Here is a 14,065-nt window from a genome sequence, read left to right as displayed (position 1 = left end):
CGATATGCCGATTGATGACCTCTACGCGGAATCGACGAGCCAATATCTGGCCGGCTCGAATCAGGTAAATGTGCCGGCGCCGCAGACTGCGCCGTCGACGTCGATCAGTTCGATTGCGCGCGCGGTGGGCCGCGGCTTCGGCCAAGGCGCGCTTCAGTTCGGCGGCGGCTTGTCCGACACGGTCGCCGGCGCGTCGCAGATCTTCGTCGATCCTGACACGCTCGCGCTCAACCCGAATGCGCAGGCCGATGCGGACAAGCAGATCAACGACGCAATCGCGAAGCAGCGAGCCGGTCATCTGTTCGAGTCGCAGATTGGAATATCTGCCTATGACCTTGCCGACACACTAAAGCCGGACCCGACGAACACGACCGCAACGGATCAGATCGTGCAGGGCGCCGTGGGCGGACTCACCCAACTGGTGCCGTCGACGCTTCTATTCGGCCCAGTCGGCGGCGCGGTTGCCGGTGGCGCATCGATCGGCATGGCGCGATCTGAAGACCTGAAGCGTCAAGGTGTCGATGTCGGCACGCGGACTGCAGTCGGCGCCGTCGAGGGTGCGCTGAGCGGCGTCGGGGCCGTGCTGCCGGTTGCGGGTTCAACTATCGCGCGAACGGCTGGCTTGGTGGCTGTCGGCGGTCCCGGCATGAATATCGCGCAGGGTGTCGCCGAGAAGGCCATTCTGCGCAACGCGAACTATGACCACCTGGCCGATCAGATTGACCCGCTCGACCCGACGAGCCTTGCTGCGTCGACGCTGGTCGCCGGCGTATTTGCTGGCGCGCACGCGGTCGGTACTGCACGCGCCGCTAAGGCCGGCGCTACGGCAGAAGCGTCCGCCGCCGCGCCCAAGGCCGCGCCTGTCGATGTGCCACTCACAGATTTGCCGGTCGATACCCGCAAGGCTTTGCGGTACAACGCGCCGCAACTCGACGCATACGCAACGCAGGCCGCGCAGGCTGCGGGCGTGCCGCCCGAAATGCTGCTGTTCATCAAGAACAAGGGCGAGCAGTCGAATAGCAATCAGGTGAGCCCGGCGGGCGCGAAAGGCGTCATGCAGTTCACCGACCCAACATTCGCCAAATTCGGCAAGGGCGATCCGACCGACCCGGTCAATTCGATTGATGCCGCAGCCGCCTATGCGAAGGATCTGCTGCAGCGTTACGACGGCGACGTGCGCGCGGCGATCACTGAATACAACGGCGGCGTGAAGCAGGCTGAAGCCGTGCACGCCGGCGGCGCGCCGACCGACCCGGAGACGATCAAGTATCTGCGCAAGTACGACCGGTTCGCGGCCACGCAGCAGATCAACAGCGTGAAATTCAATGCGACGCCCGATCAGGTCGATGCGGCGCTCGTGTCGCACGGTCAGAATATGGTTGACGACGCAAACATTTTGCCGGAAACGGACGTCGCAGGCATGGCCGCGCATCAGGATGCGTTCGAGCTGGCGGCGAACCAGATGAGCGGCGGATCGTTTCCCAGCGTCGCTGACGGTATCCCGGCAGATGCAACGAGCCGCGTAGCGTATCAGGCATTCGAGCGCGACATAGCGACGGCTGCCGCGCCAGCCCGCGCATCGGAAATCGGGGGCGTCGTATCTGTTTCGCCAGAAACCATGCCGGGACATGAAAATACCTTGGAGCCGGTATCGGCGGTTTTGCGTAGCGATAGCGGAACTCAGTTCGAAATGAATCGAGATTTCCGCGGTAAATACAAGATGTCCGTCGATGGCGAAGATGCTGGATCGGTCTCCTATGTCAGGTCGCCACTTGATGAGTGGCGCGTAACAGGAGTCGATGTCAAGCCAAAATTCAGACGTCAGGGAATTGCAAGCGCGGCGTACGATTTCTTGGAACAGCATGTCATTGGTGAGAAATTTGCGCGCACCGGATCTCAAAGCGAGGACGGCGCGGCCTTTCGATCTGGGCGCGCCGCAAAAGAGGAGTCGCGCCATCAGGCTGAGCAGTTGCGCACAGTCGCAGAGGCATCTCGCCTTGCGCCTGACTCTCAGCCTGGTCATGTGGGAGCAAGCGGACAAGGCGGTGAAACTTCGAAAGTGAGCCCGGTCGAGTCCAACGTGCGCGAAGCGGCGCAGCAGGCTCCCGATACGCCGGTTCATCTGGATTCATCCGACCCGGCCGTGGGCGAGCATAACGGCACGCTCGCGTCAGCGCTTGAGATTATCGACAACGAGCACGCCGCTACCGTGGACGATGCAAAGCTGTTCAGCGTCGCGGCCAACTGCTTCATTGCAACGGGGTTCTGAAATGCATGACAAATGCGCAAATGCAGTGCAGCAGGTACGCGAGGCCGCCGGTCGCAAGCCGCTGACCAAGGCCGAACTTGACCACATCGAAGATCGCGTGCGCGCGGGCATGCGCTCTGTTGCGAACAAAGACATCGACTCATGGCGCGGCATGTCCGTCAACGAACGCGTTGCCGCCGGGGCTGAATGGGCGTCGAAGCAACTGTTGCAGGAGGCAGAACTCGCCAAGCAGCGCAAGCTGCTGCAGGTGTCGAAGCAGCTTGAAACGCAAAACCGGATCGAGGACGCGCTATACGCTGAGCCCGAAAAGGCTCACTCAAAAAATGCACGTCAGAAGGTCGTAAAACACGACATCGAGCAGGCGTATGTCATGTCCGGCGCGATCAAGGCTGATTACATGCGCCAGACGATGGGCGCCATTGACGCGATGAAGGAAGGTCAGAATTTCCTTGCTCGAGCGTTCGACGTCGACAACCCCGCGATGGAGCGCGACATCATTCGCGAGATCTACAAGAAGGCCGACGGCTCGACAGGCAACGACGTCGCGAAAGCGGCAGCCGAGCAGATCAGCAAGACCAACGAGGCAATGCGCAAGCGCTTCAACGCGTCCGGCGGCAACGTCGGCGACGTGGGCTATGGATACGTGCCAATCCGTCACAGTCAGGCCAAGGTGCTAGGCAATGGCTCGGACGTGCAGCGGCGCGCGTGGGCTGACTTCGTATTGCCACTGCTCGACCGTTCGAAGTATCTGAACGAGAATGGCGACGTGATGACTGACAGCGAGGTGCGCCAGATGTTGACCGGCGAGGCGCGTGGGCCGTGGCAGGAAGCGAACATTGCCGCGAAGGGAAAAGACGTCAAGAAACGTGCGCCGGGCATCTGGGACGAAATCGCTGGGACGTCGCCGCGCGAGATCACGACCGTGCGCGGCGCGGTCGGCGCGCGCGCGAACGCCAACTCAGAGCATCGATTCCTGCACTTCGTCGACGCCGATGCGCACATGGATTACAACCGCGCCTATGGCGAAGGTTCACTGCTGAATGCACTGAACGACCACGTAACCGGCATGGCCAAGAATATCGCGCTCGTCGAGCGCTATGGCCCTAACCCGACGCGCAACATCATGGCGCAGATCGATCGCACATCGGAGCACGACGGCACACCGGTGCGCATCCTCGAAAAGGGGCCGACGTCGATCGGTGCCTATTGGGACTATGTCAACGGCAACACCAACACGCCGATCGATCCGACCCTCGCGAAGCGATTCCAGACTGTCCGGACGACAGTCGGCGCGATCAAGCTGCAGGGCACTCTGCTCGCCGCGCTAGGTGACGTTGGCACGATGTTCGTGACCGCGAACTATAACAAGGTGCCGTTCTTCCGCACGTTGGGCACCGCGGCGCGTCTGCTGGCGCCGGGCTCGAAGGATCTGCGGTCGTGGCTGTCGTCGCAAGGCCTGATCGCCGAAAACCTCGAGCATGGCATGACGCGATGGGGGCAAGACAATCTCGCTACGGACTGGGCGAAAAACCTGTCGGCGTCGACTATGAAGTTCGGCGGCGTGACTGGCTGGACGGATGCATTGCGCACCGGCTTCCAGGCCAACATGATGCGCGGCCTTGCCGAAATATCGAAAACGCCATGGGCAGAACTGACCGAATGGGATCGACGCGCGCTGACGCGCGGCGGCATCACGAACGGCGATTGGGATGTGGTCAACACGGCCGAGCCGAGCCAGTATGGCGGCAATCATTACCTGACACCAGATTCCATCTACGGAACCGGGCACGCTGACGCCTCGAACATCGCGCCGAAGCTGCTCGGCATGATCCGCGAAGAAGGCGAGTTCGCCGTGCTGAATCCGGACTTGACCACGAAGGTGATCGCGTCGGGTAACTCGGGAACGTGGAAGGGCGAGCTGCAGAAGACGTTCATGCAGTTCAAGAGCTTCCCGATTGCGATGATCACGCGGCACTGGGGTAGGTTGTCCGAAATGCGGCGATCCGGCGATTACAAGGTCGATGGCGCGCCGGCGCTTGCTAACCCGCTGGCATACGGTACTGCGCTGATCGTCAGCACGACGCTGATCGGCGCCATCACGACCGAGATCAAGAATCTGTTGGCCGGAAAAGATCCTGAGTCGGTAGGCGGCGACCTGAAACACGCCGCTTCGTTCTGGACGCGCGCATTCACGACCGGCGGCGGCGCGGGTTTCGCGGGCGACATGCTCAATGCTGCTCTCACTAGCAGCGACTATGGATCTCTGCTGTCGAGCCTGGTCGGCGGCCCGGTGCTATCGACGATATTCCAGCCGGTACACGCGCTGGCCGAGAATGCGGCCGACGCATCCGAGGGCAAAGACACGCATATTGGCGCCGATCTGGTGAAGGTGGCAAAGTCCAATCTCCCGTTGGTGAATTTGTGGTATTGGAAAACGGTCATGAACCGCCTGATCTGGGACAATCTCGCGGAGAATGTTTCGCCGGGCGTGACGCAACGGAACATCAACAAGTCGAACAGAGAGTTCGGCAACGATTACTGGTGGCAGCCTGGATCGACGTCGCCGCAGCGCGCGCCGAATCTCGCAACCGCAGTGGGGGCGCAATAATGCGACAGGATCAGATTGAACGTCTCAAGGATCTAGAGGAGAGCTTGATTGACGTCTACCTCGACGAAGCCGATCCAGCTAACTGGCCTGGGGTCGGGACTGCCGGTGAGCACATGACCAAAGAAGAGAGAGGAGACCGATACTGGTGCAAGAAGAATGCCGCTGCAACAGTCATGCTCGCCACCGAGACCCGCAAGTTGATCGCCAACGATAAGGCCGCGCTCGGTCGCGACCCGTACGGTGAGCCTGAAATGGATCGGCGGATCCAGGACGCAGAGAAGCGGGCGGCCGATCTGGTCAAAAAGGTTCAGGACGGCACGTCGCGAGCGGGCTTCCTGAAGCGTGCGACCGGTGGAGCGTAAGACATCTTTCCTCGCGTTCTATTTAATCTGGGCGGACCGCATGCGCTGGACCGTCCCGGATGTGCACATCATTGCGTGCCACTGGCTGGAGAGCCGCGGCGATCTCGCAGTGCTGCGCTGCTTCCGCGGCTTCGGTAAATCAACGATCCTCGCGGTCTACAACGCATGGCGTTACTACGAAGATCCGGCCTATCGGATACTTCACCAGTCCGAAGCCGACGGCACCGCCTACAAGACGAGCCGGGACACACAGAACGTCATCCGCCGGCACCCGCTGACGTCGGGGCTGCTGCCGCCCAATCAGGGAACGGTTGAGCAATGGTGGGTGATAGGCGCGACCGACCACCGGAACGCCAGCATGTACGCCAAGGGCATTCTGTCGAACGTGACGAGCGCTCGCGCGGACGAATGCCAGAACGATGACGTCGAGGTGCCGCGCAATATCCAGACGCCTGAGGCTCGCGAGAAGCTGCGCTATCGCCTGGGTGAGCAGACACACATTCTGGTGCCGGGCGGGCGCAAGCTATACATCGGGACGCCGCACACGCACGATTCGCTGTACGACGAAATGGAGAGGCTTGGCGCCGATTGCCTGACGATCCGCATGTTTGAGAGCGAGCACCGGATCGATAGCGCGACTGACGATCGTTATCAGCTACCGTTTCATCCAGAGTACGTGTTTTCCGGCATTGGCAAGCCCGCGCGACTTCTGACTGAAGGCGTCGATTACTTCGTCGAGGAAGGCAACCGCGTCTGGTTTGCGCATCCACCCGGCGCGTTGATCGACTTCTATGCAGGCTGCGCGTGGCCGGACCGGTTCTCGCGCGCCGAACTGGAGAAGCGGCGGCGCGAGACGCGCACGATCAACGAGTGGGACAGCCAGTACCAGCTTCATTCGAAGCCGGTCACGGAGTCGCGCCTGGACCCGGAAAAGCTCCGGCCGTACGACGTGCAGCCCGTCGTCGAACGCGCGAACCGCGAAATGCGCATGATGCTCGGAGCGGCGCGCATCGTCAGCGCGCGCGCCTACTGGGACTGCGCGACCGGCAAAGCAGGTAGCGATGACTCAGCCGTGTCGCTGATCCTTGACGATGCCGCAGGCAATTATTACTGGCACGTCGCGCAAGCCATGCTTGGAGAGTACGCAGTATTCGCCGACAACAACGCAAGCATCGTCGGCGGCCAGGTGATGCAGATATGCGACCTGATCGAGCGATACTCGATTCCACAGATCTACGTTGAAACGAACGGTGTTGGCACGTTCGCGCCGCAGTTGCTGCGCAAGGCGATCAGCCAACGAAAACTAAATTGCGGCGTTCTCGAGCGTACGGCGACCGTCAACAAGAATGAAAAGATCCTCGGCGGACTCGAAGGCCCATTGCGCTCCGGGATTCTCTGGGCGCACGTCGACGTGCTCGACGGCCCGGTCTGGGACCAGATGAAGCAGTTCAACCCACTGATAAAGACGCAGCCAGACGACTTTATTGATTCTGGCGCGTCCGCGATCCTCGAAACCCCAGTGCGGATAGGCAAGTTGGTCGGGAATTCGACCGGCGACTCGTCGCACGATTGGCGTCCATCAACGGGCGTTCATGAGGTGACGCTCGAAATGTAGCGCCGTGACCGGCGGCGCTCCACACAGAGAGGCCGCCGCGTGACAGTCCCAGTCCAGATTCCGATCATTTCGTACCAGGGGAATGGCGTAACGACGCTCTTTTCCTTTCCGTTTACCATCATCGAAAGCGCGGACCTGAAGACGTTGCTCAATGGAGATCTTCAGGCGATCGGTTCTCAGATCTCATTGAACGGTATCGGCGCACCGGGCGGCGGTTCTGTGGCCTTCGCGGCTCCGCCGGCTCTCGGCAGCAAGATCATCATCTATCGCGACGTCTCGATCGAGCGCGACACTGACTATCAGGACAACGGCGATCTGCTGGCCGCCACGGTCAACGCAGACTTCGACAGAATCTGGATGGCGCTGCAAGACATGAGCAGCGCCGGCGCGCGCGCGATTCAATATCCAGTCACGGAATACACGCTTGATGGGACATTGCCGCCGGCGGCCGATCGTGCCGGGATGCTGCTCGGATTTGACGCTAGTGGTTATCAGGAAATGGTGCCGCCGTCCGCGTCGATCGGCGCCGGCGACATGCGCTTCGAAAAAGGCTCGGACGGAAACCCGGGATTCAAGGCTGGGACCGACTTCACGCCGGACGTATCGACCTCCCTCACGCTGTCGCGCGCGCCGATCAACGCGGCAAATTGCTGGGTGTATTGGGACGCGTCGCCGCAACTCGACTTTTCGCTGAGCGGCACAACTCTGACGTTTCCTACGCCGATCCCGACCGGGATTTCGCGTGTATATGTGCGCACCGGTACGACGCTATCGATTGGCAAGCCTGCGCAGAATAGCGTCGGCGACGATGAACTGATCTGGGGCGCGAGCCTTCGCAGGACCGTTCCCACGATTGCCAAACTGCGGGCTAACACCGACCCGCGTTTCCAGTCCTTTTCCGTCAACGGCTACTACGCCGCATTCGACGGACCCGGCGGCGACTACGATGTAGATCCCTCAGACACGACAAGCCTGGACAATGGCGGGTCGATCATCGTCGACGCACTAGGCCGGCGTGTCAAACTGAAGGGGCCGCCTGATTGGTACGTCGAGCAGTTCGGCGCTAAGGGCGACGGAGCGACTGACGATACGGCTGCGATCCAGGCTGCAATAAATGCGCTTCCCGCGCGTGGCGGTTATGTCCGGTTCATGGGCAAGCAGTATGCTGTCAGCAACACTATCCACGTCGGCGACGGCAACGGCGGCACGGTCAAGTCGACGAAGAACGGCATCAAGCTGATCGGACAGGGCGCTGGCTTCGGCGGTGCATCGCCACCGCCCACCAACATCCAGTTGCTCGCCAAGGCGCCGACTGGCACGCCTTATGTGGACGTGTTGATCAATTTCGCTGGTGCGATCACGAACAGCTACCTGCAGGACATGACCGTCTACTGCAATCTGCAGGCAAACGTGGCCGTGAAGTACACGGCCGCGTGCGGCATCCAGATGCGCAATGTGGTTATGTCGCAATACGTAGCGATCGGCCTGTGGCTGCAGGGCGGCGATGCGCCGACCGGCAACTACAACATCAACAATGAATTCCACAATATCCTCGGCGCGTCTACGCACGACGGTCACCGGGCCTTCTTCGTCGATGGAAACTACGCCGCGATCAACGATACGTGGCTCACCTCGTTCTACAACTGCCGCTTCGACACCACGAGCGCATCCGGCTCGTACTCAGGCTATTTCCGGTTCTCGGATTCGATGTCGTTCCATCGCTGTCACTTCGTCGGCGATTACCCGGCAGTGGGCGGCTCGAAAGGGATCATGTTCGACGCGGTTGGCAACAACCAGTATCCAGGTGGTCACGTTTTCCACGATTGCTCGATCATCAGCACGGACGTGAACGAGAACGACACCGACAAGATCGGGATCATGAGCTTCATCAACTACGGCGTCGATGATCACGAAACGCTGCCGGCTCATACGAGCCTGAAGGGCTTCACGATTCATGGCACGCCGTTCAACGGGTGGGGGACCTGAGCATGGATGCCCAGCATAAGGCCCGATGGCTCGACACGAACATCAACGTGCAATCGCTGTTCTTCGCCCTGGTCGCCGCTGTCGGTGGAGCGGTGGTCATGTGGTACACGCTCGTCGGCCGCGTATCCACGCTCGAGGAGCACGACAAGCAGCAGGAACTGCACTTCACGCAGATTGAGCGGTCGCTCGATCAGCAGCGCACGGACGTGAAAGAGCAGCTTCGCGGCATCGGTCAGGACGTCAAGGACACGAATAACAAGATCGACGCTCTGACCCAGCAGTTAATCCTGAGCAGCGCCGGCAACCGGCCAGACACAAAGAGGTGGGCACGATGAAGATTACCCTCGCAGACAACTGGCGCCAGCTCCACAAGCGCGGCACCGTGATCGCAGCCGGCGCCTTCGCGGCTGTCACTGCGTTCGGCCCGTCGCTGATCGATGCGTGGAACGCGGTGCCTCCGGATCTGAAGTCCGCACTTCCGCAAGGCACCGCGCGCTACGTCTCGACGGCTGCATTCGTGCTCATGATCTTCGTGCGCTATACGGCAATCAGGCGTGATCCGAAGGGCGGCGACGATGGCCCGCATTGATGCGCAGGCGGCCGGCGGCGCGAATCGCGTGGCCTTCCTCGACATGATCGCGTTCAGCGAGATAGGTGCGCAACTGCTTGCGCTGAGCGATGACGGCTACAACGTTTTGGTCGGCAGCACGCCGGCCAAACCGCTGCTGTTCAAAGGTTATGCGGATCATCCGAACGTGCTGAACGCCGCGCTGCATTCGACGGCGGCCGGGCGCTACCAGATCCTGTATCGCTGGTGGCGCATCTATAAGGCGCAAATGTTCCTGCGCGACTTCTCGCCGATCTCGCAGGATCGGTATGCGCTCCAGCAACTAAAGGAGCATGGTGCGCTTCCCTATATCGACTCGGGCCGTTTTGAACTCGCCGTGTCGAAGTGCGCCAACGTGTGGGCCAGCCTTCCCGGCGCCGGATATGGCCAGCACGAAAACCAACTGGCGCATTTGCAGGCCGCTTATCAGGGCGCCGGCGGAGAGGTAACGACGTGATCGCAATCATCGCTTCAATCTGGCCGTATCTCCTGAGTGGCGCTGTTGCACTCGGCGGCATCGTCTTCGGCATGTTCCGCCACCAGCAGGCCAAGACTGCTACCGCGCAGGCCGATGCCGTCAAGGCGCAGGCAGGGCAGCAGGTGGCCGCGCAACAGGTCGCAGAGACGCAGGCCAACGCCGATGCGCAGAAGGCCGGCAGTGACGCTGCGGCGGCGCGCACCGACATCGACGACAAGGTCGCCGCTCAACCCGCCGACGAGGTGCGAAATGAACTTCAGGATTGGACTCGCAAGTAGTGCGCTTTTTGCCCTGGCCGCCTGCCAGACGTGCCCGACCGTGACAACGCCGCCCCCAGAGGTAATCACGAAGACGCGCGTTGTAGATACGGCATGCGACTGGGTGAAGCCGATCTATCTTGACAAGACCGACGTCCTGTCGGATGCGACCGCGAAAGCGATCCTCGCGCACGATCAGGCCGGCGCCAAAAACTGCAACTGGAAACCACTGAAGTAGGAGAGCGGCCGGTGCTGATCTCCGGCATTGGGGTCCCGCCATTGGCCCTACATTTTGCGTCTGGTAAGCCCATCGGCCCGGTCGACGCATCAGCCTGCGCATTCGCTCTAAATCGATTCTACAAGGAATTGCCATGAAAAGACTTCTCACCGCCGCGCTGCTCGCGCTCTCGTCGTCGGTCTTCGCCGCGACGCTCAATCCGATCCAGTTGCTGAACCCGGCCGGCTCGACCGCTGGGCAGGCGATCGTCTCGACCGGCGCAAGCACACCGCCCGCATGGTCGAAGGTCGCCGCAACCGCGCTCGCCGCGCAGGCCGCAAACACTGTAGTCGCGAACGTTACAGCTTCGAGCGCTTCGCCGACCGCTGTGGCTATGCCGAGCTGCAGCACGACGACGAGCGCGCTTCAGTACACGAGCGGGACCGGGTTCACCTGTCTCGCGACGAGTGCCAATACGGTCGGGTCAACATATACGGGCAACCTGACCTTCAACTACGTCGGCGCTACGAACACCAGGGGGCTGATCTGGACCAACACAGGCGTGAATCGTTGGTCGATGACAAATGACGGCACGGCGGAAAGCGGCTCCAACACCGGCAGCAACTTTGCTCTCAACTCGTTTAGCGATGCGGGTAGCTTCATCAACAGCCCCCTGGTAGTGAATCGGGCGAGCGGGGCGGTGAGTTTCTCTGGCCTCATTACGCCGAACTCAGCGATCGGCGTCAAGGGCACCGCGACCAACGACAGCGCTCAGGCGGGAAGCATTGGAGAGTTCGTATCTTCCGCTGTCGGCGCCACCGGTTTGACCGCTGGTACACCGGCCAATCTGACGTCGATCTCGCTGACAGCGGGGGATTGGGACGTGACTGGCAGTGCTCGATTTTCTCCGGCCGGGACGACGACGGTATCGACGATCTCCGTAGCTGTAAATACGACATCGGCAACTCTTGGCGGTCCCGGCACCACCACCACGCTAAACTCGTCTCTCACCACAGGTCAGCCGCAGATTCTGAATGCGCCTACTCTTCGATTGAGCATCGCGTCCACCACCACCATCTTCCTAGTCGTGAATTCTGGTTTTGCAGTGTCTACTCTGACCTCTGATGGCATCATCCGCGCGCGCCGGGTGCGCTAATCGGAAACACCGGGTAATCACTTTGTTACAATCGGCCCGGGTTCCTTACCGGGTCGCATCGTGTTCAAAATAATCAGAGAGGCGGCGAGGTCAAACCGTGCCGCAGTGGTCTACATGGCGTGCGTCTGCGCGCTGTTTTCCCTCCATCTGTTCACCGGCATGGCTGACAACGGCGACTTCAGCCGGACGTACGGCTTCCTGATCGCGAAGCCGCTCGGGTGGGCGGTTGACGTGCCGGCCGGCGACAGCCCGGATTGGCCGCGCCGGTTCTTCAGCATGTGGCGCGACCGCTGGATTCTGTATCCGGGTCTGTCGAACGTCACGCATCTGTTCTCGTTCTCGACCGAGAAAATCTGTTTCGCATTTCAGGTAGCCTTTTCCGCGATCGTGACCGGTACGCCGCACGTCTATTCGGTCATCGTCGGCTCGCTGCCGGGGCGCCTGGCCTATCTGGCAGGCTTCTTCTGGCTGTTCGTCCTGCTGCGTCGCCACGGCTCCGCGCGCCTTGCATGGGCCTATCTGATCTGCGTCACGCCGGTCATCCTGTGCGCGAACTTCGCCTCATTCCTGAATTCCTTCTATGAGGAACAGGTCGGCATCATCCTGTTTCCGGCGCTGGCCGGGCTGCTGTATCTGGTCGCGGTGACCCGGCGCATGCGATATGGCGCGGCGGCGTTCCTGCTGGTTTGGTTCATCGCGCTTTCGAAGACGGCCTATTTCCCGTTACCGATCGTGGCCGCACCGTTCATTTTCCCGGCGTTTCGCGGCAAGGTGGCGACTTGGAAACTCGGCGCTGCGGTGTTGGTTGCCGCGATGCTGGCATTCCTGCCGGCCAAGTTCGGCGAGTTCAAGGGCGTCAACCAGTTCCACACCCTGTATTACGGCGCGCTGAAGGTGATGAAGGATGACGGGGGTATCGATGTGGCTACCATTGGCGGCAAGCCTGTCCTGACCGACTGTGTTTTCGTGAGCGGCTTTACTGAGAAGGGGATTGAGTGCGTGGCGCGCGCGCACGCGACGTATATGGACACGGCTCGCCTTGTCGCCGCTCACCCGAAGATCGCGCTGCACATGATCGATTATGCATTCGAGCGCGGCAATACGGTTCTGATCGACAACATCGGTCTCAACATGGAATCCGGACCGGCGTTCTCGACGCTGCCGCCCTTCACGTTGTGGAACCGGATATACAGCCACCACGGCAATATCCTGTCGCTGTTGCTCGCTGCGGTATCGATGATCGCGCTCAGGAGGCTAGGGCCGTTGGCGCGGGTTGGCCTGTTCTTCGTCGCATGGGGCGCGGTTCAATACCTAATGGCACTTGGGGATGGCTTCCACGAGTTGCAGAAGCACCTGATCGGCGGTAACTACTCGGCGTCGCTCGCGCTGGTGTTGCTCACCGTGACGATGCTAGAAGCCGCCTGGAGGGGCGTGCGCAATCATTCGAAGGATGACGATAAAGCCGACGCCGAGCAGCGCAAAGAATACGCCGGTGCGAATTGATGGTTTCTTGGAAGTAGGTGTCATGGCAGGCGCCCCGTTTTTTGCGGGATTATAGCCGCGCTACGATGCCAGTTCAAAAACCTGCTCAGGACCGACCTTCAACGCCATTTGTCACAAACGCGTCACGTCGATTCGTGAAAGCCTTTACTGGCTGGTCCCCCTGACAGGAATCGAACCTGTATCTAGCGCTTAGGAGGCACTTGTTCTATCCATTGAACTACAGGGAGATGGATATCTGCAATGGGACGACTGAGCCCTTGCTGCTACTGGCTGCGGCCTCATCCCGTGGGCGTTTCCGGCCTTTTCTGCTTCTTCCTAAATGAAGCGCCGTGACAGCCCGCGAAGCCAGTTTACAGCAGTCTTTGCTACCGTTTCGCTACTGCGTGACCCTGTAGCCACGAAACGAGGCTTGGCATTGCAACAGTTCGGAACGAGGTAAAACATGGCTTCAGTCCTGCCAGTCGGCAGTTGTTGGCGTGCTCAAGTACGCCAGCGAGGGCAGAGTATAACAAAATGCGATTAAATCTAGAGACGCCGCAATAGCCCGGACGCGGCGAGCGAGGTCGAGACCGGTGCTCACGGAACAGGGCGGCCACTTCTTCAGATCTAGCCCCGACAAAGCCGTCCCACAAAGCAAACGGCCCAGCAGTCAACGCCTGCTGGGCCGCACGAACCTCCAACGCCTGCAACGAACCAAAACAGTAAAAAGGCGTGCCGGCAATCCGACAAATCCGCCTCAGAACTCCACGACGGCGAACTCAGCCTTGCCCACGTCGCACAGCGGGCATCGCCAGTCTTCGGGAATCGCGGCGAAGCGCGTGCCCGGTGCGATGCCTTCTTCGGGCAGGCCTTCTTCCTCGTTGTAGATCCAGCCGCAAATCAGACAGACCCAGCTCTTATATTCAGTCACTTCAATTACTTCGCTCACGACGCACTCTTCTCTAGTTCAATGCAAAACCCGCTCAGTCTGCCCCTTTTTTGGGCACGGCGGCGACCCGCAATATTAC

The 14,065-nt window shown here is 60.8% G+C and carries 13 protein-coding genes and 1 tRNA gene; 12 read left to right on the top strand and 2 right to left on the bottom strand.

All coding sequences use genetic code 11. The annotated features are described in order from the left end of the window. Positions 1-4: 4 nt before the first annotated feature. The 12 genes from B0G82_RS01025 to B0G82_RS00975 all read left to right on the top strand — a co-directional run bounded on the left by B0G82_RS01025 (position 5) and on the right by B0G82_RS00975 (position 13,058). Entirely contained in the window at positions 5-2,269 is a 2,265-nt protein-coding gene (locus B0G82_RS01025; protein ID WP_121306393.1) for a transglycosylase SLT domain-containing protein, read from the top strand. A gap of 1 nt (position 2,270) precedes the next feature. Beyond that, positions 2,271-4,877 (top strand): hypothetical protein, encoded by a 2,607-nt coding sequence (locus B0G82_RS01020; RefSeq protein WP_121306392.1) that lies wholly within the window; start codon positions 2,271-2,273, stop codon positions 4,875-4,877. 44 nt (positions 4,878-4,921) lie between these two features. Beyond that, positions 4,922-5,239, top strand: a complete 318-nt coding sequence (locus B0G82_RS01015) for a hypothetical protein (RefSeq protein ID WP_206751605.1) — start codon at positions 4,922-4,924, stop codon at positions 5,237-5,239. Beyond that, on the top strand, positions 5,220-6,854 hold the full coding sequence (gene terL / locus B0G82_RS01010) for a phage terminase large subunit (protein ID WP_347236533.1): 1,635 nt from the start codon (positions 5,220-5,222) through the stop codon (positions 6,852-6,854). Before B0G82_RS01015 ends, terL begins: the two co-directional genes overlap by 20 nt. A 39-nt stretch (positions 6,855-6,893) precedes the next feature. Continuing rightward, entirely contained in the window at positions 6,894-8,840 is a 1,947-nt protein-coding gene (locus B0G82_RS01005; protein ID WP_121306389.1) for a glycosyl hydrolase family 28-related protein, read from the top strand. Positions 8,841-8,842: 2 nt separating this feature from the next. Further along, positions 8,843-9,175: a hypothetical protein gene (locus tag B0G82_RS01000; protein ID WP_121306388.1), complete on the top strand. Its 333-nt coding sequence runs from the start codon at positions 8,843-8,845 to the stop codon at positions 9,173-9,175. Beyond that, a complete protein-coding gene (locus B0G82_RS00995; protein WP_121306387.1) occupies positions 9,172-9,429 on the top strand; it encodes a hypothetical protein in 258 nt (85 codons plus the stop codon). Before B0G82_RS01000 ends, B0G82_RS00995 begins: the two co-directional genes overlap by 4 nt. Continuing rightward, positions 9,416-9,904, top strand: a complete 489-nt coding sequence (locus B0G82_RS00990) for a glycoside hydrolase family 104 protein (protein WP_121306386.1) — start codon at positions 9,416-9,418, stop codon at positions 9,902-9,904. Before B0G82_RS00995 ends, B0G82_RS00990 begins: the two co-directional genes overlap by 14 nt. Beyond that, the gene (locus B0G82_RS00985) at positions 9,901-10,203 is read left to right on the top strand and encodes a hypothetical protein (RefSeq protein WP_121306385.1); all 303 of its coding nucleotides are present in this window, start codon (positions 9,901-9,903) and stop codon (positions 10,201-10,203) included. Before B0G82_RS00990 ends, B0G82_RS00985 begins: the two co-directional genes overlap by 4 nt. Before the next feature lie 40 nt (positions 10,204-10,243). Beyond that, entirely contained in the window at positions 10,244-10,420 is a 177-nt protein-coding gene (locus B0G82_RS39945; protein ID WP_199730044.1) for a hypothetical protein, read from the top strand. 133 nt (positions 10,421-10,553) lie between these two features. After that, positions 10,554-11,555 (top strand): hypothetical protein, encoded by a 1,002-nt coding sequence (locus B0G82_RS00980; protein ID WP_121306384.1) that lies wholly within the window; start codon positions 10,554-10,556, stop codon positions 11,553-11,555. Between the two features lie 114 nt (positions 11,556-11,669). Beyond that, positions 11,670-13,058 carry a hypothetical protein gene (locus tag B0G82_RS00975; protein WP_121306383.1) on the top strand — a complete coding sequence of 463 codons (1,389 nt, stop codon included), beginning with the start codon at positions 11,670-11,672 and terminating at the stop codon, positions 13,056-13,058. 152 nt (positions 13,059-13,210) lie between these two features. On the opposite strand, the gene B0G82_RS00970 is transcribed toward B0G82_RS00975, so the two are convergent. Next, positions 13,211-13,285: transfer RNA gene (locus tag B0G82_RS00970), tRNA-Arg, on the bottom strand. A 509-nt stretch (positions 13,286-13,794) separates the two neighbouring features. Beyond that, positions 13,795-13,986 (bottom strand): rubredoxin, encoded by a 192-nt coding sequence (locus B0G82_RS00965; RefSeq protein ID WP_007175738.1) that lies wholly within the window; start codon positions 13,984-13,986, stop codon positions 13,795-13,797. Positions 13,987-14,065: the final 79 nt, after the last annotated feature.

The sequence above is a fragment of the Paraburkholderia sp. BL17N1 genome (assembly GCF_003634175.1).
In the GTDB taxonomy this organism is placed as follows: Bacteria; Pseudomonadota; Gammaproteobacteria; order Burkholderiales; family Burkholderiaceae; genus Paraburkholderia.
Note: the sequence above shows the minus strand (reverse complement) of the source record. Positions and strands in the feature narration are given on the sequence as shown.

What these genes read in the sequence shown, in the direction of transcription:
- B0G82_RS01025 (WP_121306393.1), top strand. Translation starts at nt 5, where the DNA reads ATGCCGATTGATGACCTCTACGCGGAATCGACGAGCCAATATCTGGCC.
- B0G82_RS01020 (WP_121306392.1), top strand. Translation starts at nt 2,271, where the DNA reads ATGCATGACAAATGCGCAAATGCAGTGCAGCAGGTACGCGAGGCCGCC.
- B0G82_RS01000 (WP_121306388.1), top strand. Translation starts at nt 8,843, where the DNA reads ATGGATGCCCAGCATAAGGCCCGATGGCTCGACACGAACATCAACGTG.
- B0G82_RS00995 (WP_121306387.1), top strand. Translation starts at nt 9,172, where the DNA reads ATGAAGATTACCCTCGCAGACAACTGGCGCCAGCTCCACAAGCGCGGC.
- B0G82_RS00990 (WP_121306386.1), top strand. Translation starts at nt 9,416, where the DNA reads ATGGCCCGCATTGATGCGCAGGCGGCCGGCGGCGCGAATCGCGTGGCC.
- B0G82_RS00980 (WP_121306384.1), top strand. Translation starts at nt 10,554, where the DNA reads ATGAAAAGACTTCTCACCGCCGCGCTGCTCGCGCTCTCGTCGTCGGTC.
- B0G82_RS00975 (WP_121306383.1), top strand. Translation starts at nt 11,670, where the DNA reads ATGGCGTGCGTCTGCGCGCTGTTTTCCCTCCATCTGTTCACCGGCATG.